Annotated in this window: 18 protein-coding genes and 1 pseudogene; 8 read left to right on the plus strand and 11 right to left on the minus strand. The window is 71.1% G+C overall.

The genetic code is table 11. The annotated features are described in order from the left end of the window. Positions 1-85: 85 nt before the first annotated feature. On the plus strand, positions 86-565 hold the full coding sequence (locus tag ACZ60T_RS24680; RefSeq protein ID WP_469667868.1) for a pyridoxamine 5'-phosphate oxidase family protein: 480 nt from the start codon (positions 86-88) through the stop codon (positions 563-565). 9 nt (positions 566-574) lie between these two features. Then, positions 575-1129, plus strand: a complete 555-nt coding sequence (locus ACZ60T_RS24685) for an isoprenylcysteine carboxyl methyltransferase family protein (protein WP_469667869.1) — start codon at positions 575-577, stop codon at positions 1127-1129. Here the strand turns inward: ACZ60T_RS24685 and ACZ60T_RS24690 are convergent. Continuing rightward, the gene (locus tag ACZ60T_RS24690; RefSeq protein WP_469667870.1) at positions 1113-1760 is read right to left on the minus strand and encodes a TetR/AcrR family transcriptional regulator; all 648 of its coding nucleotides are present in this window, start codon (positions 1758-1760) and stop codon (positions 1113-1115) included. The two genes, ACZ60T_RS24685 and ACZ60T_RS24690, sit on opposite strands and share 17 nt — an antisense overlap. Positions 1761-1940: 180 nt before the next feature. Here ACZ60T_RS24690 and ACZ60T_RS24695 point away from each other — a divergent pair, with 180 nt between their 5' ends. Continuing rightward, positions 1941-3422 (plus strand): DHA2 family efflux MFS transporter permease subunit, encoded by a 1482-nt coding sequence (locus tag ACZ60T_RS24695; RefSeq protein ID WP_469667871.1) that lies wholly within the window; start codon positions 1941-1943, stop codon positions 3420-3422. Between the two features lie 17 nt (positions 3423-3439). On the opposite strand, the gene ACZ60T_RS24700 is transcribed toward ACZ60T_RS24695, so the two are convergent. Then, positions 3440-4414 (minus strand): quinone oxidoreductase family protein, encoded by a 975-nt coding sequence (locus tag ACZ60T_RS24700; protein WP_469667872.1) that lies wholly within the window; start codon positions 4412-4414, stop codon positions 3440-3442. A gap of 132 nt (positions 4415-4546) precedes the next feature. Here ACZ60T_RS24700 and ACZ60T_RS24705 point away from each other — a divergent pair, with 132 nt between their 5' ends. Next, positions 4547-5152 (plus strand): TetR/AcrR family transcriptional regulator, encoded by a 606-nt coding sequence (locus ACZ60T_RS24705; protein WP_469667873.1) that lies wholly within the window; start codon positions 4547-4549, stop codon positions 5150-5152. Positions 5153-5193: 41 nt separating this feature from the next. Here the strand turns inward: ACZ60T_RS24705 and ACZ60T_RS24710 are convergent, their stop codons facing one another. From ACZ60T_RS24710 to ACZ60T_RS24720, 3 genes are all read right to left on the minus strand, one after another. Beyond that, complete coding sequence (locus ACZ60T_RS24710; protein ID WP_469667874.1) at positions 5194-5865, minus strand: hypothetical protein; 672 nt, start codon at positions 5863-5865, stop codon at positions 5194-5196. Between the two features lie 220 nt (positions 5866-6085). After that, positions 6086-6517: a VOC family protein gene (locus tag ACZ60T_RS24715; RefSeq protein ID WP_469667875.1), complete on the minus strand. Its 432-nt coding sequence runs from the start codon at positions 6515-6517 to the stop codon at positions 6086-6088. A 288-nt stretch (positions 6518-6805) separates the two neighbouring features. Continuing rightward, positions 6806-7264: an OsmC family protein gene (locus ACZ60T_RS24720; protein ID WP_469667876.1), complete on the minus strand. Its 459-nt coding sequence runs from the start codon at positions 7262-7264 to the stop codon at positions 6806-6808. Positions 7265-7352: 88 nt separating this feature from the next. Between ACZ60T_RS24720 and ACZ60T_RS24725 the strand changes: the two genes are divergently transcribed. Then, positions 7353-7769 (plus strand): hypothetical protein, encoded by a 417-nt coding sequence (locus ACZ60T_RS24725; RefSeq protein WP_469667877.1) that lies wholly within the window; start codon positions 7353-7355, stop codon positions 7767-7769. Between the two features lie 49 nt (positions 7770-7818). On the opposite strand, the gene ACZ60T_RS24730 is transcribed toward ACZ60T_RS24725, so the two are convergent. Next, entirely contained in the window at positions 7819-8022 is a 204-nt protein-coding gene (locus ACZ60T_RS24730; protein ID WP_469667878.1) for a hypothetical protein, read from the minus strand. 112 nt (positions 8023-8134) lie between these two features. Between ACZ60T_RS24730 and ACZ60T_RS24735 the strand changes: the two genes are divergently transcribed. Then, complete coding sequence (locus ACZ60T_RS24735) at positions 8135-11389, plus strand: nSTAND1 domain-containing NTPase (protein WP_469667880.1); 3255 nt, start codon at positions 8135-8137, stop codon at positions 11387-11389. 87 nt (positions 11390-11476) lie between these two features. Here ACZ60T_RS24735 and ACZ60T_RS24740 read toward each other — a convergent pair whose 3' ends face one another. The 4 genes from ACZ60T_RS24740 to ACZ60T_RS24755 all read right to left on the minus strand — a co-directional run bounded on the left by ACZ60T_RS24740 (position 11477) and on the right by ACZ60T_RS24755 (position 14422). Next, positions 11477-11959 carry a hypothetical protein gene (locus ACZ60T_RS24740; protein ID WP_365625660.1) on the minus strand — a complete coding sequence of 161 codons (483 nt, stop codon included), beginning with the start codon at positions 11957-11959 and terminating at the stop codon, positions 11477-11479. 101 nt (positions 11960-12060) lie between these two features. Then, a complete protein-coding gene (locus ACZ60T_RS24745; protein WP_469667881.1) occupies positions 12061-12951 on the minus strand; it encodes a hypothetical protein in 891 nt (296 codons plus the stop codon). A 151-nt stretch (positions 12952-13102) separates the two neighbouring features. Then, positions 13103-13546, minus strand: a complete 444-nt coding sequence (locus ACZ60T_RS24750; protein ID WP_365625666.1) for a DUF2690 domain-containing protein — start codon at positions 13544-13546, stop codon at positions 13103-13105. A 321-nt stretch (positions 13547-13867) separates the two neighbouring features. Next, positions 13868-14422, minus strand: a complete 555-nt coding sequence (locus ACZ60T_RS24755) for an ATP/GTP-binding protein (protein WP_365625669.1) — start codon at positions 14420-14422, stop codon at positions 13868-13870. A gap of 263 nt (positions 14423-14685) precedes the next feature. Between ACZ60T_RS24755 and ACZ60T_RS24760 the strand changes: the two are divergent. Then, positions 14686-14793, plus strand: a pseudogene (locus ACZ60T_RS24760) (dienelactone hydrolase family protein); the annotation flags it as partial. Between the two features lie 93 nt (positions 14794-14886). Here the strand turns inward: ACZ60T_RS24760 and ACZ60T_RS24765 are convergent. Beyond that, positions 14887-15669 carry a thioesterase II family protein gene (locus tag ACZ60T_RS24765; protein WP_469667883.1) on the minus strand — a complete coding sequence of 261 codons (783 nt, stop codon included), beginning with the start codon at positions 15667-15669 and terminating at the stop codon, positions 14887-14889. 328 nt (positions 15670-15997) lie between these two features. Between ACZ60T_RS24765 and ACZ60T_RS24770 the strand changes: the two genes are divergently transcribed. Then, positions 15998-17881 (plus strand): AfsR/SARP family transcriptional regulator, encoded by a 1884-nt coding sequence (locus ACZ60T_RS24770; RefSeq protein WP_469667958.1) that lies wholly within the window; start codon positions 15998-16000, stop codon positions 17879-17881. Positions 17882-17926: the final 45 nt, after the last annotated feature.

A 17926-nucleotide genomic window follows, 5' to 3' on the forward strand; every position in this document is an offset into this window, starting at 1 on the left:
ATAGCGGTGAGGGGTGCATCGGTCGCTGGGCGTAGGTCCCGCGCCTCAGGCGTACTGCGCGCCCGCTTGGCTAGGGTCGGTCCTCATGGAGACCACGGGAACCGTTCGCCGCCCGACGGCGGAGCGTATGCGCGACACCTTGGAGCGGCTCGTCACCGAGCGGGATGTGTGGGTGTCGACGGCGCACCCCGAGCACGGGCCGCACCAACTGCCGCTGTGGTTCTCGTGGGACGGGCAAGCGCTGTGGATGTGCACCAGCGCCACTTCCGTGACCGCGCGAAACGTCCGCGAAGAGCCGCGCGTACGCCTGTCGCTGCCGGACACCTTCGACGTGGTGCTCCTCCAGGGCGAGGCAGAGTGCTTCCCTGAGCAGGAGGTGCCCGCAGCCGCGGCGGAGGCGTTCGCCGAGAAGTTCGGGTGGGATCCACGCGCGGAAGAGGGTTCCTTCGTGTACGTACGCGTGACCCCGAGGACGGTACGTGCTTGGCGCGGCGTGCCGGAACTACGCGGGAGGGTCATCATGCGCGACGGAACATGGCTGGAACCACTCCCGCTTCGTCGTTGAGGAGAGCCCATGCCCTGGTACGAGCTTCTCGTCCTCGCGGTGGCGTGCGAACGGGTCGGTGAACTCGTCCTCGCCCGGCGCCATGCGGCCTGGTCCCTCGGCCGCGCCGGTGTGGAGCACGGCCGCGGCCACTACCCGGTCATGGTCGCGCTGCACACCGGCCTGCTCGTCTGCTGTCTGGCCGAGCCCGTACTCCTTCACCGGCCGTTCCTGCCCGCTCTGGGATGGCCCATGCTGGTGCTCGTCCTCCTGGCACACGCGCTGCGCCTGTGGTGCGTCACCACGCTCGGCCCGCTCTGGAACACCCGGGTCATCATCGTCCCCGGAGTACCTCTGGTCGCCACCGGCCCGTACCGGTTCCTGCGCCACCCCAACTACGTCGCCGTCGTCGTGGAGATCGCCGCCCTGCCCTTGGTGCACATGGCGTGGTGGACAGCGACGGTGTTCACCGTGGCCAACGCCGTACTGCTCACGGTCCGCATCCGCTGCGAGAACAGGGCCCTGGCCACGGCGGCCACCCGCGACGGCGTGACGTCGACGGAGGCCGTCAGCCGAACGCCTTGAGGAACGTGTCCACCGCCGCTTCCGCCATGGCGTTCCGCTCGGCGGTCGGGATCTGTCGGGTGCCGTACCGGGAACGGGTCTCCATCGGGCCGCTGAGCAAGGCGATGAACTGCTCGGCGGCGCGCACCGGATCGGTCGCGTTCAGCCGACCGGACAGGGTGAGCCGGGCCAGCCGGTCGGCCATGGCCTCGGTGATCCGGTCCGCCCCTTGCCCCTGGACGGTGTCGAGGAGGTCGGGGAAGCGGGCGATCTCCGCGTAGAGCAGTCGGCGCAGCGCCTGGGACTGCTCGCCGCCGTAGCAGAGCAGCAGGTCCTGGGCCACGGCCACCAGCGCGGCGCGCAGATCGTCGCCGGGGGCGGCCAGGCGCTCGACGGCGGCCAGGTTCCGGGCGGTCGCCTCGTCGGCGGTGAGCTGGACGGTCTGGCGGAACAGGTTCGCCTTGTCGTTCAGATGGTTGTAGACGGTCGGCTTGGCGACGTTGGCCTCCGCCGCGATCTCCTTCACGCACGCGTTGGCGTAGCCCTGCCGGGCGAACACCGTGAACGCGGCGTCGAGGATGGCCTGCCTCTTGTCGATACGGCCCCGCGGCGCCTTGCGCCCGTCCCCGGCTGTCGTCTTCGCTTCGGTCACCCGGTCATCGTACTCATGGCCGCAACAGATTGAACCGGATGGTTCAAGTATCTGGGCTGGGTGGTTGTGTTGTGGCGTGAAGGGTCATTAGATTGAACCGTCGGGTTCAGCCCGACCCCGGCTCAACCTGATCCCGCGTCAAACCGACCCGGTTCAACCAACGCAGAGGTGCATGCATCCATGTCCCATGAACGGGCCGATCGGCTCGAACCCGCACTGGTGCGCCTGATCGTCGTGATCCTGCTCGGTGGCATCCTGGGCATCCTCAACAGCACGATGGCCTCCGTCGCCACCCAGACCCTCGGCCGGGAGTTCAACACCTCGCTGAGCACGATCAGTTGGGCCTCCACCGGCTTCCTGCTCGCCGTCTGTGCGATGATCCCCTTCACCTCGTGGGCGGTGGACCGGTTCGGCGGCAGGCGCATGTGGCTCATCGGCCTGAGCCTGTTCCTGGTGGCGTCCCTGCTGTGCGCCGCGGCCTGGAACGTCGGCAGCCTGATCGCCTTCCGCGCGTTGCAGGGCATCGCGGCCGGCATTCTCGATCCCCTTGTCCTGGTGCTGCTGGCGCGCGCCGCCGGACCGGCCCGCGCCGGTCGCGTCATGGGCCTCATGGGGGTCGTCCTCTCGCTCGGCCCGGTGCTCGGCCCGATCGCGGGTGGCGCCGTCCTCCAAGGCCTCGGCTGGCGCTGGATGTTCCTGCTCGGCATACCGATCGGCCTGATCGCCCTGCTGCTCGCCGTCAGGGTGGTACCCGCGGACCGCCCGACCAGCACGGACCGGTCAACCGACGTGGACCAGTCAACCGACGTGGACCGGCCGACGTCCCAGCTCGACGTCATCGGACTGGCTCTGCTCGGCCCAGGGTTCGCCGTCCTCGTCCTGGCCATGACCCAGACCGCCGAGCACCCCGCGTTCACCGCACCCCAGGTGCTCCTGCCGCTGATCCTCGCCGCCGTGATGCTCGTCGGTTACGTCGTCCACGCGCTCCGCGTCGGCGACAAGGTGCCGCTGATCGACCTGCGTCTGTTCAAGAACACCGGCTTCACCGCGAGCGTCACCGTCATGACGCTCAACGGCCTCGCCACCTTCGCCTGCCTCTTCGCCCTGCCGCTCTACTATCAACGGGCCCATGGACACGGCACGTTGGCCGCCGGTCTGTTGGTCGCCCCGGTGGGCCTGGGTGCCGCACTCGCCATGCCGCTGGCGGGCGCGCTCAGCGACAGGACAGGCAGCCGCGGGCTCGCCCAGGGCGGCGCGGTCGCGGCTGCGCTCGGCGGCTTCGCCCTCACCCGGGTCGGCGCCGGGACGAGCGAACTCTGGCCCTCCCTCGCCGCGTTCGCCATGGGCCTCGGCCTCGGCTTCGTCGGCGCGCCGACCATGGGATCGCTCTACCGCACCCTGCCCACGCACCTGGTACCGCAGGGCAGTTCGGTGCTCTACATGCTCAACCAGCTCGGCGCGGGGATCGGCATCGCCCTCGTCACCGTCATCCTGAAGACCGTCGGCGACGACGACGTCATGCGGGGCATCCATGGCGTGTACGGGTTCGCCATCGCCACGTTGGCCGTGATGCTGGTCGCCACCGCATTCCTGCCCGGAAGGACCGAGACCCCGCTACCCCCGCCAAGGGAGGCGCCCCGCACAGAGCGGATCACGCCTTGACGGCTCGCTCGCTCGTCCTACGGGACGACCAGTACGCGCCCCAACGGCGCACGGCTCTCCAGCAGTCGGTGCACCTCGCGGGTCTCGGTCAGCGGCAGTTGGGCGTGGACCGTCGTGCGCAACAGCCCCTGGCTCGCGTACTCGGTGAGTTCGGCCAGGTCCTTGAGCGCTTGCTCGGCGTCGGCCGCCCTCGCGGCCAGGAGGGAGAACCCGGTGACGGACTTCAGGGCGAACAGGTCGGTGACGGAGATGCCGCCGAACTCGCCGCTCGCGACGCCGTACGTCACCAGCCGTCCGTGCGGGGCCAGTACGCCAAGGCTGCGGCGCAGGGTCTCGCCGCCGACCGCGTCGAGGACGACGTCCACGCCGCCGGGCGCGGCTGCGCGGACCTGCTCCGGCCAGTCCTCGGCGGTGTAGTCGACGCCGACGTCGGCACCCTGGGCGCGGGCGAAGTCCAGCTTGGCGGTCGTACTGGCTGTGGCGATGACCGTACCCGCCCCGAGGAGCTTCGCGAGTTGCACGGTGAGATGGCCGATGGCCCCCGCGGCGGAGTGCACCAATACGGTCTCACCATGCGCCAGTTGACCTGCGCGCAGCACGCCCCGGGCCACCGGTGCCGCCATGGGGAGCGCGCCGGCCGTGCCCGCGTCGAGCCCGTCGGAGACCGGGACGAGCCACCGGGTGTCCGCGAGCACCAGGTCGCAGAACGCGTCCTCGGAGGCCGCGGCGACGCGTTGGCCGATCAGGCCCGGGTCCGCGTCCGGCCCGACCGCCTCGACCGTGCCCACCACGTCCCCGGTGAGTGACCTGGGTAAGGGGCGCGGGTACAGCTCGGTCTGGGCCATGCCGCGCCGAAGCTGTGTGTCCACGAAGTTGGCGGCGATCGCCTCGGCCCGGATGAGCACCTGCCCCGCCTCCGGGGCGGGAACGGGCACCTCCTCCAGGGTGAGGACCTCGGGGCCACCATAGGAGTGGTAGCGGATACCTCGCATCTCAACTCTCCTCGTGCAGCGCACTGTTCTAAACTGGACCGGCGGTCCAATCCGACCGTACTGGACCGCTGGTCCAGTTGTCTATGGCGCCCGGTTGTCCATGAGGCGCAGCCCCGGATGAGGAGAGAAGCGATGAGCGAAGTCCGTCGGGAACGCGCCGACGCGGCCCGCAATCGGCGCGCGATCCTGCGAGCCGCCGAGAGTCTCCTTGCCGAGCACCCTCCGGAGCAGGTCTCGATGGAACGCATCGCCGCCGCGGCGGGGGTCGGGAAGGCCACGGTGTTCCACCGCTTCGGCAGCCGGGCGGGCCTGATGCGCGAGTTGATGCTGGAACGCGCCCACGCCCTGCGTGAAGCGGTCACGGACGGCCCCCCACCGCTGGGTCCGGGCGCGCCTGCCCGACAGCGGCTGTCGGCCTTCCTCGACGCGGTCGTGGACGTGGTCGGCCGCAACAAGGGCCTGCTGGCCGCACTTGGCGAGACGGCGACAACTCCCCGCGACGCACAGGAGGATGCGCGCGAACAAGAGTCGGTCTACGGGTTCTGGCACCGCCACATCAGTGCGCTGATCGCCGAGGAACGCCCTGACCTGGACGCGGAGTTGCTGGCCCATATCCTGCTCGGCGCGCTGCGGAACGGACCGATCGTGCACCTACTGGGACGGGGAGAGGCCCGACGGCTGTCGACTTCACTGCGGCTGCTCGTCAACGCCGCCCTGGCGAGCGACGTGGCACGGTGACTGCCGCACCGCTCAGGACATCACTCCCCGCCCCCTTACCACTACTGCCGGGCAGCGGCCTGTTCGTCGAGAGCCGTCACGGTCGCCGCCTTGTCGTCCTGGAGTTGCTGAAGACGCTTGAGGGTCGCGGCAAGCATGGCCTGTGTGCCCGAAGGGTCACTGGCGGCGACCTCATCGACAAATACGCGAATGTTGACCTTGCCTGAACGGACGTACCCGTAAACGGATCCGTCTTCTTTGACGACGAGTGTGTTCTCGTCGCCTATCGGCTTCTTGGGACTCTGCTGCTTGCTCGTCTCGGTGCCCTTCCACAGCGTGTACTGCTGGTGGGCGGCGTCGGCCGAGTCGAAGAGACAGATCTTGATGTCCGCCATGTGGAGCGTGGAGCCGTCGTACTCGTACGAGGAGTCACTGCCGCGGACCCAGCCCTTCGGGGCGGAGTCGGCGTCCTCCGCGGCGTTGCAGAACTCCCCGTCCGTCACCGACTTGTGGCCGTGCAGGGAGAAGTGGGGAAGGGTCTCGCCGTCGTCGAGCAGGGCCTGGGTGAGGTGAGCCTGGCTGAGCTCCTTGGTGATCGGCTTCGGGGCGGCTGCCGGCTTGTCCGCCTGCTGCGTGCTGTCGGTCGAGTCGCTGTCGGACGAGCAGGCGGTGAGCGCGGCCATCCCGACGATGGCGGTGGTGAGGGTGGCGAGGGCGATACGTACACGTGGCATGACCACGTACCCTATCGGCCCGGCCCTCAACGAGCCGAGGACCAGGGTCGTTTGAGCACTACCCGCGCGGCTCGGGTAACCGCAGGGCCCTGGCCAGTGCTTCGGTGAGGTGCTCGCGTAGGGGCGGCCGGACACGCTGGCGGCTACCGGCTGGTCGGCGGCTACCGCACCCGCCTCACCGGACTGACCGCGGACGAGGCGCAGGCCGCGTTCCTCGCCGTCAGTCGAGGCAGAACTCGTTGCCCTCGATGTCCTGCATGGTGATGCACGACTCGTTCTCGTCGTCGGCGGGCAGCAGTGCCACGCGTACCGCGCCGAGCGCGATCAGGCGGGCGCATTCGGCCTCGAGTGTGGCCAGGCGCTCCTCGCCCACGAGTCCGGTGGCGACCCGCACATCGAGATGCACCCGATTCTTCGCGACCTTCCCTTCGGGAACGCGCTGGAAGTAGAACCGCGGACCCACACCCGAGGGATCAGCGCATGCGCACCATGAACCCTGCTCCTCGGGCGGCTGCGAGCGATCGAATTCGTCCCAAGTGGCAAATCCCTTCGGCGACGGTACGACGTATCCCAACACCTCGCACCAGAAGCGGGCGACACGCTCGGGGTTCGCGCAGTCGAAGGTGACTTGGAACTGCTTGATCGATGCCATCGGGCCACCATAGCAGGGGGGTTCTGATTACCTAATTCCTTTTGTCGAGCCGTGAGTTGGGGCGCGGAAGGCATCCTCTTGAGTACTCGGAATCAGTGGCTCTCCCAGCGCGCGACGAGATGGCCCGCGTGATCGCTGTACTGGGTCAGCACATTCATCCCCGCATTGCCCAACAGGCCTGCCAACGCACCGAGTTGCCCACATCCCTGACGGTGACAGCGCCCAGTTCTGCTTCGACGGCGGCCCCGGGCAGGCGGACCTCGAGGTCCTGGAGGTGTGGGTGGGCGGTCATGCGGTCACCACCGTGGTGGTCACTTCGACGGGCACGGACAGTGAGTTGGCGATGTAGCAGTCACGGTGGGCCTGTTCGGCCAACTCCTGAACCGTGACCTCGTCGGTTCCCGCGGCGACCGTGACGGTGGCTGCCAGCCGGATCACGCCGAGGCGGGCGGGCCGGGCCGTCAGGTCAAGGTGACTGGTCGCACGGTCCTCGTAGGCCAGCACGTCGACACCGGCTCGGGCGGCGGCGCCGAGGAAGGACAGCATCTGGCAGGAGGAGGCGGCCATGACCACAAGCTGCTCCGGGTTGAGCCGCTCAGAGCTGCCTCGGAAGGCCGGGTCCGCGCTCAACGCCACTTCGGCGGTGGCGGGTGGTGCGGTGGCGATGTGGTCGCGAGAATAGGAGCGGATCCCGGCGGCGGTGGAGCCCTCCCACCGAAGGTGGGTGGCGTACGTGTGCGAAGTCATGATGCGACGGTAGGCCTGTGATGCTTCGGCGGTCGCCGAAACATCTTCACGCACCCGTCCCAGGACCGCGTTGACTACTGTGGCCGGTGTGCGTCAGGACGAGAGCTTCCCGCCCCGCCCGCTCCAGGGCGTCCGCGCCGTGTACGCGCGGCAGGCGGGCTGTCCGTCGGACTTCGCGGACATCACCGTGGACTTCGAACCCTGGGAAGAGGGCATCGAGTTCGAAGTACACGCCGATCTCCGAACCCGCGGCTTCGTCACCCCGGACGAGTTGGCCGAGTACCAGAAGGCCGTCGCCACCGGTGTCCAGGAGGAGTTGACCGCACTGGAGGCGACGACCACGGTGGCGGTGGCCACCGTGCTCCGCGCCGTCGGCATCCACGAAGTGGACTCTCGCGCCGGGGCGTTCCGCCAAGCCGGACGACTGGCCGTCCGCCAAGCTCTCGCCCTCGCCTACGGCCCCCCACCCGGACCCAAACGACGCCGGTCGCGCCCACGGTGGTGAACGGCCATGGCCGAAGGCGTCGGAGGGCTCTGACGCCACGCGGTCGTGATCACTGCGGACGACAGCCCGGTGTCCGCGACGTTGTCGTGAGTCGGGGGCGGCGTGCGGGCACGGTGTCCTTCGTCAGCAGTACGTTGCCGGGCCAGCAGAGTCGGTAGAGGTGGACCTCGGTCAGCAGGTCGCGGACGGAACGGTGGAACTCGCAACACCGCTCGGTCGGCCGCACCTGGTCGAGGACACGATGAAGGCGCATGTCAGGGAGCAGCGGGAGTTCGGGGACACGAGGGACGTATGTGCTGGTTGCGGAGAAGAGGGGAGAGGGGGTGAGATCGGGCGAAAGGCGCGATGTGTGAAGGGGGTGGGCGGTGCCGAGGAAGGAGCGGCCGCTCGACGTGGGGGACAGCCCGCTGTTGCGGCTCGCGGAGGACCTGCGGCAGTTGCGGCGGGAGGCGGGAAGTCCGACCTACCGCGAACTCGCCCGGCGTACGCACTACTCGGCGGCGACGCTGTCCGCGGCGGCCGGTGGCCGGGTCCTGCCGACGCTCGCGGTGACGCTGGGGTATGTGCGGGGCTGCGAGGGCGACACCGTGCTGTGGAAGAAGCGCTGGCAGGCCGTCGCGGCCGAACTGGCCCGGGACGAGGCCGCGCAGGCGGCTCGCGAGCGGCAAGAGGCGCCGCCGTACGCGGGGTTGGCGGCGTTCCGGACCGAGGACGCCGAGCGGTTCTTCGGACGGGAGCGGCTGGTCGCCGAGTTGGCCCGGCGGCTGACCGGCGCGCGGCTGGTGACGGTGGTCGGGGCGTCGGGCGCCGGGAAGTCCTCGCTGCTGCGGGCGGGGTTGGTGCCGCGTCGGCGTACCGAGTACCCCGGGCATCCGGTGGTGGTGCTCTCTCCGGGCCCGCATCCGCTGGAGCACTGCGTGGCGTTGCTGGGCCGGGTCGATGCCGGTGCCGAGGGCGGCCCGTCCGAACGGGACACGGCATCGGAAGGTGAGCCGCCCGTGGGTCCGTCGGCCGCTCTCGACCGGGCCGTGCGCCGCCTGCTCGCCGCCTCCCCCGACGCGGCCGAACTCCTGCTGGTCGTCGACCAGTTCGAGGAGGTCTTCACGCTGTGCCGGGACGACACGGAACGGTCCCGCTTCATCGACGCCCTGCTCACGGTGGCCCTGGCGGCGGACAGCCGTTGCCGGATCGTGGTGGGCGTACGCGCCGACTTCTACGCGCACTGCGCCGCCCACCCCGGTCTCGCGGCCGTCATGGCCGAGGCCCAGGTGGTCGTCGGCCCGATGACCTCCGACGAGTTACGACGCGCGGTGACCCGCCCGGCGACCCAAGCCGGATACACCGTCGAAGGCGCGCTGCTGGCCGACATCATGACGCAGGCCGACGGGCAGGCCGCGATGCTGCCGCTGGTGTCGCACGCCCTGCTGGAGACCTGGCGACGGCGGCGTGGCAACACTCTGACGCTCTCCGGCTTCCAGGCCGCCGGTGGCCTGGACGGCGGCCTCGCCCACACCGCGGAGGAGGTCTGGGGCACACTCGACGCCGCGCAGCAGCGCATCGCCCGCCATGTCCTGCTGCGGCTCACGGCGCTCGGCGAGGGCACCGAGGACACCAAGCGCCGCATCCGGCGCGACGAACTCGACGCCGACGGCCGGGTCGACGCCGATGCCCGTACGGACGGTCGCCGGGACCCGGTCGGCGGGTCGAGCGCCGACACCGCGCTCGTACTGGAGCGGTTCGCGCGCGCCCGGCTGCTCACGCTCGACCGGGACACCCTGGAGATCACCCACGAGGCGCTCATCCGCAGTTGGCCCCGGCTGCGCGGCTGGCTCACCGAGGACCGCGACGCGGTACGCGTGCACCGGCACCTCACCGAGGCCACCGCCGACTGGGAGGCCGTCCAGCGCGACCCCGGCGCCCTCTACCGCGGCGTACGGCTGGACCAGGCCTGCGAATGGGCGGCCCGGACCGGCGCGGGGTCGCTCAGCTCTCGGGAGCGGCAGTTCCTCACCGCGAGCCGTGCGGCGCGGGACGCGGAGGTGGCCGCCGCGGCACGGGGCACCCGCAGGCTGCGCCGACTGGCCCTGCTGCTCGCGGTGTTGCTGACCGGTACCGCCGCCGCCACCGGTATCGCCGTGCACGCCGAACGGCAGGCAGCGCGGCAGCGTGACATCGCCGTCTCCCAGCGCGTCGCCCAGGACGCCGCGGCCCTGCGCCTGACCGATCCGGCACGCGCCGTGCAACTGGCCCTGGCCGCCTACCGGTTGGAGCCCACCGGCGCCGCCCGCAGCGCCGTACTCAGCTCCTACGCCACCGCGTACGCGACCCAGTTGACCGGCACCGACACCGTCGAGGCCGTCGCCTACGCCCCGGACGGACGGCTGGCGGCCACCGCGGGTGACGACGGCGCCGTACGGCTGGTCGACACAGCCGACCCCGACCACGCACGCCAAGTGGCCACGCTCACCGGGCACATCGGGCCGGTGCGCGCCCTCGCCTTCAGCCGCGACGGCCAGGTGCTCGCGTCAGCCGGAGCGGACGGCACCCTGCGCCTGTGGGACCCGCACGGCGCCCCACGGGCCGCGGCGCGCGCCCTGCGTACCGCCGTCGCGCTGCCGAGATCCGCGGCGCCCCCCGCCCTGGTGTCGGTTGCCTTCAGCCCGGACGGCGCGACGGTGGCGGCGGCCGGCGGGGACGGGGTCGTCCGCGTGTGGCGCACCGCCGGGGAAGCGGGCGCGCAGCCCGCCGTACTCGCGGACGACCAGGGCGAGTTGCGCGCGGTGGCGTTCGCGCCGGACGGTCGTACCCTGGCCGCCGCGGGGCCGGAAGGGACCGTACTGTGGCGGCTCGGCCCGAGTCCGGCGCGGGTCACCGCCCGGCTGTCGGCCGCCGAAGCGGTGGCGTTCGCGCCGGACGGCCGCACCCTCGCCACCGCCGACGAGGACCGTACGGTGCGACTGTGGCGGCTCGACGGCGACGGGCCGCCGAGCCCGCTGGCCGCCCTCGCCGGTCACACGGACACGGTGAAGGCGCTCGCGTACAGCGCCGACGGCCGCACCCTGGCCAGCGGCGGCGTCGACGCGACCGTACGACTGTGGGACGTCGCGAACCCGCGCGGCGACCGGCCTCCCACCGTCCTCGCGGGCCACACCGGCTACGTGTCCTCGCTGGCGTTCGCCCCCGACGGGCGCACCCTCGCGTCGGACAGCAGCGACCGGACCGTGCGGCTGTGGGAGCTGCCCGTGCCCGCGCTCACCGGCCACACCAGCTCCCTGTACGCCGTCGGCTTCTCCCCGGACGGCCGCACCCTGGCCACCGGCGGCTACGACAAGACCCTCCGCCTGTGGGATGTCGCCGACCCGCGTCGGCCCGCGCCGAGGGCGGTGCTGAGCGGGCACGGCAAGCCGGTGGACGCGCTCGCCTTCGCCCCGGACGGGCACACCCTGGCGAGCGGCAGCGAGGACTGGACCGCGCTGCTCTGGGAGACCGACACGGACCGGGTGGCCGCCCGGATCTGCCGGACGGCGGGCGCCTCGGGCTTGGCGCCTGCCGACTGGCACCGCTACTTGGCCGGTCTCCCGTACCGGCGGCCGTGCGGCTCCGCGCGGTCCGTTCGGTGAGGGGATGGGGCCGATCCGGGACCGGAGCACCCGCCGCCCGACGGGCCCGCCCCCCGTACCAGCGGGCCCGTCAGATGGCGAGGGGTGTCAGCCCTGGTCGCAGTAGTCGACCCAGCGGTGCGAGGAGATGTTGTCGTTGAGCGACTGGCCGAAGCCGCCTTGGCCCTCGCCGTAGGTGAACTTCCACTTCCCCGACGGCAGGTTGTTCCAGGAGTCGCCCCGGCTGATGCAGGCGTGCGCCCCGGTGGCGTTCAGGCCCCAGTAGAGGTCGACGGAGTCGAGCTTGGTGGCGTAGCCGTTGTTCCAGATGTCGGAGGCCGCGTTCCGGCACGGGCCCCAGTTGTCGGCGTTGCCGCTCCAGAAGCAGGGTGTGCCGCCGCCGTAGGAATCGGTCCAGGCGTGCAGCAGGCCGTCGGCCGCGGCGGCGCTGCGGGGAGCGGAGCCGGAGCTGTGCGCGGTCTGCCCGGCGGACAGGGTGGGCGCGGCCGACGCGCTCGACGACGCGGGGACGATGACGAGCGCGAGGCTGGCGGCGACGGCTCCGGTGGCGATGAATTGCTTGACTGACATGGTGTTCTCCTTGTCCGGCGGCTGGTGCCGCGCGTGCTTCGGTGGCCTGGACGGCCGTCCCGCGGCGGGGCTCGCCGCGGAGGTCTGTGGGGGAGCGGCGGTCAGCCGCGGGCGACCAGGGCGCGGGCGCGGGGCAGCGCCGCCTCGGTCAGCCGGTCGAGGTCGCCGTACGCGTCCGGGTAGCGCTGCCGGAGCCGCATGTCGTGGGAGTGGTCGAGGGTGGTGGCGACGCGGGACAGCCCCGTGGACACCGCGCAGGTCGCCTCGGCGACCGCGAGCCGGATCTCCCGCGTGCGGCTGACGCCCCGCTCGGGGTCGGCGGCGGCACGGCTCTCCTGGGGGTCGGCGTACGGGAGTCCGGCGGCCTTCATGCACCGCGCCCAACGGTCGCGGGCGGCGCGGTAGCGCGGATCCCGCTGGACCGCCGCCACGCGTTCGGTGGCCAGGAAGGAGGTGACCCGGGTGGCGCGGAACCAGGCCACCAGGGCGCCGTACAGGCGTCGTTCGGCCTCCGCCGTACAGCCCGTGTCGCTGTGGCTGACCTGGACGCCGTTCGGCAGGTCGGCGGTGAGTCCGCTGGGGCGCGGGCCGTTCAGCGTGGCGACCAGGGCGGTGCGGCGGTCCGGCGGCAGCGACAGCAGGTAGCGCTGGTTGGGATCGGCCGTGGCGCTCTGCCGCGGTGTCGCGCGCTGGTCGGCGCCGTAGCCGTGGCGCCTGGCCCAGCCGACGTCGTCGACCGCGTACGGGAAGTCGCGGCGCGTTCCGGACGCGGTCGGCGGGACCACCCAGAAGCGGAAGCCGTGGCGGCGCATGCAGTCGCGTTCGAGCAACTGCTCGGCGACATCGAGGACTTCCTTGGGGCCGGCCGCCTGGACACCCGCCAGTGGCCGACGGTCCGCGGCGTCGCCGGGGTGTCCCGCGCATCCCAGGAGCAGCGACACGGCCGCCGCCGCACCCACCACTCTCGCTCCGCTCCGCGCCGCCTGCCGCATGCCCCGACTCCCTCCGCCGCCGTCCTGTGTCCGGTCCTGGGAGGTGTCTAGCCCGGTTGCGTTGTTCGGTGTCGGCGGGGCGGAGCCTTACAAACAAGGCCTGGACAACGGAGTTCGTGGCGTCTCTACGGCATCCTTCGCCCCCGCGCCGTCACCGCCAGGCGGTCGCTTCGGTCGCGTGGATGCAGTAGCGCTCGTACGTGCTCTCACCACCTGCGCCGGGGATCGCACAGGCGGTGGCCTGGAACTCGCCGTCGCCCACACGCACCATGCTGGTGAACTGATCGTCCCCGTACTCGATCTCGGCCGTGCGCTTGGTCCCGCCGGTGACCTCTGCCGTCACGAGATCCCCCGGGCTTCCCCGCTCGATCCGGGCCCATACCGCCTGGCAGTCCTTGCTGTAACGGAGTTGGAGGACAGCGGGGTTGGCGATGGCGGGCTTGAAGGTACGGGCGTCCTCGTAACACCCCTGACTCTGTGGGTTCTTCCCGTCGCAGGCTTCACCCGGACAGGTCGGGTCGTCGAGGAAGGCGTTCACTATGTGATCTCCGAGCGGGGTCACGACGGCAGCCGCCACGGCGCTGACGACTGCCACGACGCAGGCCAGCACCGTCGCGCTGTTGCGCCAGCGCCGTCTGTCTGCGCGCGGTTGCGGCTCGGGCTCGGGCTCGGGTGATGGTGGCTCGGGCGCAGGGGATTGTGGCTCGGGCTCAGGGGGCGTTGTGGAGTTGTCGCCGCTGCTTGTTGTCATGAGGGATCACCACCTCGGTGCGCTGACTGGAGGGACAGAGTCCACCCCTCTTGCCGCAAGGGAAAGGCGCACGCGGGAAGCACGGAAGGCATACGAGCCCCCTCTTCATGCGCCCCTTGCTCAGGCAAGGGCAACACCCGGATCAGGCAAGGGGGGTGAGGCGGCTCACCCCGCAGGTGGCTGAGGCGAGGCACCCGAGATCAGTGAACTCACCGTGGCGACACGGTGATTCAAGTCGGCGGCAGGGATGTCGACGATCTCGTAGCCGAACGCGCGGTAGCTCTCTTCGTGGATCCTCTCGAACGCCAGTGAGTCCTGGAAGCTGATCCGCCGGGCCGCGGTCGGCTCGCAGAAGCCCAGGTTGCGGACGAAGAGCACGTGGCGCTCGTAGACCCCTTCCGAGGTGATCCGTTCGAGTTCCGCGGTCAGCGCCGGGGACACCGGTCGCCCCAGGTAGGTGGCGAGGGCATGGGTGCAGACCGGTGAACGGTCGAACACCTGCACAGAACCGGTGGCCGCCAACTGCCGCTGCCGTTGCAGCGCGACGATCTCGTCGATGAAGGACGCCCGTGTCCACGGCTCGTCCTCGCCCAGCGCCTGCCGTCGTGCGATGACCGCCGATGCCGCCTCCTCGACGACCCCGTACCCGAGTTCGGCCAGGCACCGCAGGATCGACGTCTTGCCCGCGCCCGGCGTGCCGGTGAGAACGTACCGCCGCATGATTCGAGAACTCCTTCTTGTTCGTGCAGGTCGAGTTGTTGGTGCAGGTCGAGACAGGTCCATGGACCACCGCTCGGGCGTCCGGCGGAGGCTGGAGTATGTTCTGGGGCCATGACTACCGGGACGGCATCGCGCCACACACGGATCGGTGACCCGGTGCTCTTCTGAGCGCCGTACGGGCCCGTGTCGGCCCGCGGGCTCCGCCTCCGTCGTGTTGACCACAGGATCGCAGGATCGACATGTCAACCACGACAGGAGAATTCATGCCCATCAAGACGTTGCGGATTCCCACCGCGGACGGTCAGGCCGACGCGTTCGCCGCCTTCCCCGACGGCGGCGGGCGGCACCCGGGGGTGCTGATGTACGCGGAGGTTCCTCACCGCGCGGCCCGAGGTCAGCGCCGGGCCGGTCGCGGTGACCGGCTACTCGGCATCTAGCGGGCGTGTTCGGAGAGTGCCGGAGACCTACTGACGTGCGGGCGCGAGGGTGTCGGGTGCTGTCAGGAGGTGTTCGCGGAGTAGGGCCACGACCTCGGTGGCCCGGGGTGCCAGGAAGAAGTGGTCGCCGGGCAGGACGTGCAAGGTGAAGCCGTCCTTCGGTGCCTGGCCCTGCCAGGCGCGTGCCTCGGCCACCGTCGTCTTCGGGTCGCGGTCGCCGGTCAGCGCGGTCACCGGGCAGAGCAGCCGTTCGCCGGGTACGTGCCGGTAGGTCTCCACGGCCCGGTAGTCGCTGCGCAGCGCGCCGAGGATCATCTCCCGTACCTCGGGGTCGGCGAGCATCTGTGGATCGGTGCCGCCGAGGGACTGCAACTCCTTGATGATGGCGTCGTCGCCCCGCAGGTGTACGTCTTCCACGCGGTGCCGGGTGGGGGCGCGACGGCCAGAGACGAACAGGTGTACGGGCTGACTCGGTGACGTCTGTGCGAGCCGACGGGCCACCTCGTAGGCCACCAACGCGCCCATGCTGTGCCCGAAGAGGGCCAGCGGGCGGTCCAGCTCACCCTTCAGGGCGTGTGCGCTGCGGTCGGCGAGGACGGTGAGGTCACCGATCCCCGGTTCGTTCCGGCGGTCCTGGCGGCCGGGGTACTGCACGGCCAGGACATCCACCTCCGGAGCGAGCGCACGCGCGACCGGGAGGAAGTAGCTCGCCGCGCCTCCGGCGTGCGGGAAGCACACCAGCCGTACCGTCGGGGTGTCCGAAGGCTGGAAGCGCCGGAGCCACAGGTGTCCCTCGGATGTGTCGTCCATCAGGTGTCTGCTGCCTTCCCCTGGGGGAGAGAAACGATTTGGAGTGAATCCACCCACTTCTGCTCGCTGATAAACCGTGTGGAGCGGAACCAGTCGTACATTGGCCGATTTACCGCGCTCTTTGCGGGGTTGCTTCGGAAGTGGTTGTGGCGGATCGATCGCGCACTCTAAATTGCCGAGCGTGTCGATCTGGTAGCGCAGAGGTGAGGGGGACACCTACTGCTCGGTCACTACGTTGCGGGTCGGCCAGGGGCCGCCCGACCGTCGCATCACCGAACCGCAGACCCAAGCGCCGCTGTGCGGGAAATCGAGGACGACCGTGAAGTTCATGATGCTCGGACCGCTGTCCGTACGATCGGACGGGATCGAGCTCGAGATACCCGCGCCCCGGCAGCGGGTAGTCCTGGCGACGTTGTTGCTCAAGGCCAACCAGGTGGTGTCCGTCGACCGGATCTCCGCCTTCGTGTGGGACGACTGCCCGCCGCCCAGCGCGGCGGCCACCGTCCGCACCTACGTCATGCGGCTGCGCAGACTCCTCGGGAAGCGGGCGGGCGGCGCCATCGAGACCCGCGCCTCGGGCTATCTCATGAAGCTGGACGAGCACCAGAGCGACCTCGGCAGCTTCACTGCCCACCGCGAGCGGGCGGCCCGGCATGTGGAGGCGGGCGCGTTCGACCGGGCCTCCGCCGAGCTGAGCGCGGCGCTCGGCCTCTGGCGGGACGAGCCCCTGCTCGACATCCCCTCGCACACCCTGCGCGAGGTCGAGGGCCAGTATCTGAAGGAACTCCGGCTGCAGACCCTCGAATCCCGGCTGGACCTCGATCTCGCCCTGGGCCGGCACGCCGAGATCATCCCCGAACTGTGGCGGGCCGTGCGCGAGCAACCACTGCGCGAGGCCTTGGTGGGCAGGCTCATGCTGGCACTCTTCCGGGCCGGTCGGCAGTCCGAGGCGCTGGCCGTCTTCCAGCGCGCCCGGACGCTCCTCATCGACCAGTTGGGCGCCGAACCCTGCTCGGAACTGCGCGAGATGCAGCGGCGGATACTGGCCGCGGACGATCCGCTGCCGCCCGGCGCTTGCGTGGTGGACACCGTCGTCGGCACCCCGCCGCCCGTGACCGTGCGCGGGGCCGGTCCGGCGCCCGAGGAACAGCACGCCGTCCGGGTCCGTCCGGCCCAACTGCCCGCCCAGATGGTCGAACCGGCCGGGCGCGACATCGAACTGGGCTTCCTGAACGGCTGGTTGACCACCGACCGGGCGTCGAGCGACCTGTCCGGCGTGGTGGTCGTCACCGGCGGGGGCGGCACCGGCAAGAGCACCTTGGCCCTGCATGCCGCCCACGCCGTCCGCGGTCACTTCGAGGACGGCCAGCTCTACGCCCGACTCGGCGGCTGTGACGGTCCGTCGGAACCCGGCCGCGTACTCGGCCGGTTCCTGGCCGGACTCGGGGTGCCGCCCGAACGCATACCCGTCGACGAGGAGCAAGCCGTCCTGCTCTACCGCTCGTTGACCGCCGACCGCCGCATCCTGGTACTGCTGGACGACGCGGTCAGCGCTGCTCAGATCCGGCCACTGATCCCCGGAGGCGGCGGCAGTCGGCTGATCGTCACCAGCCGGGAGCGGCTCGGTGACCTGGACGGCGCCCGCACCATCACCCTGGCGCCGTTGGCGCAGCGCCCGGCCCTGGAGCTGCTGGGGTCGATCGTCGGACACCCGCGGGTCGAGGCCGAACCCCGGGCCGCCCGCGAGGTGGTGGAACACTGCGCCGGGCTGCCGCTGGCCATCCGTATCGCCGGGGCCCGCTATCTGGGCCGCCCGCACTGGGACCTCGCCCGGCTGGCCCGCCTGCTGGTCGAATCGCCGCAGGTGCTCGACGAGTTACGGATCGGCGATCTCGCGGTCCGCACCAGCCTGGCCGCCGGATACCGCGGCCTGGGCGACCGGGCCACGGGCGGCACCGACCCGGCGGCGGCGTTCCGGCTGCTCGGCGAGGTCGGCGTCAACGAGACCGACCGGGTCCGTGCGGCCGGTCTGTTCGGCTGCTCGGTCGCCGAGGCGGAGAAGGTGCTCGAGGCGCTCGCCGACGTCCATCTGCTCCACGCCGACCGGGCCGGTTGCTTCCACCTCGACCGTCTGCAGCGCTCGTACGCGAAGGAGCGGGCGGCGGCCGAGCCGTCGCCGGGGATCAGGGCCCTGCTCTCGGGCGCGCAGTGAATCCGTACGTACCCCCGAGCACGTCGACCCATGAAGGAGAAGCGC

Source organism: Streptomyces sp. NPDC104371 (assembly GCF_055583785.1).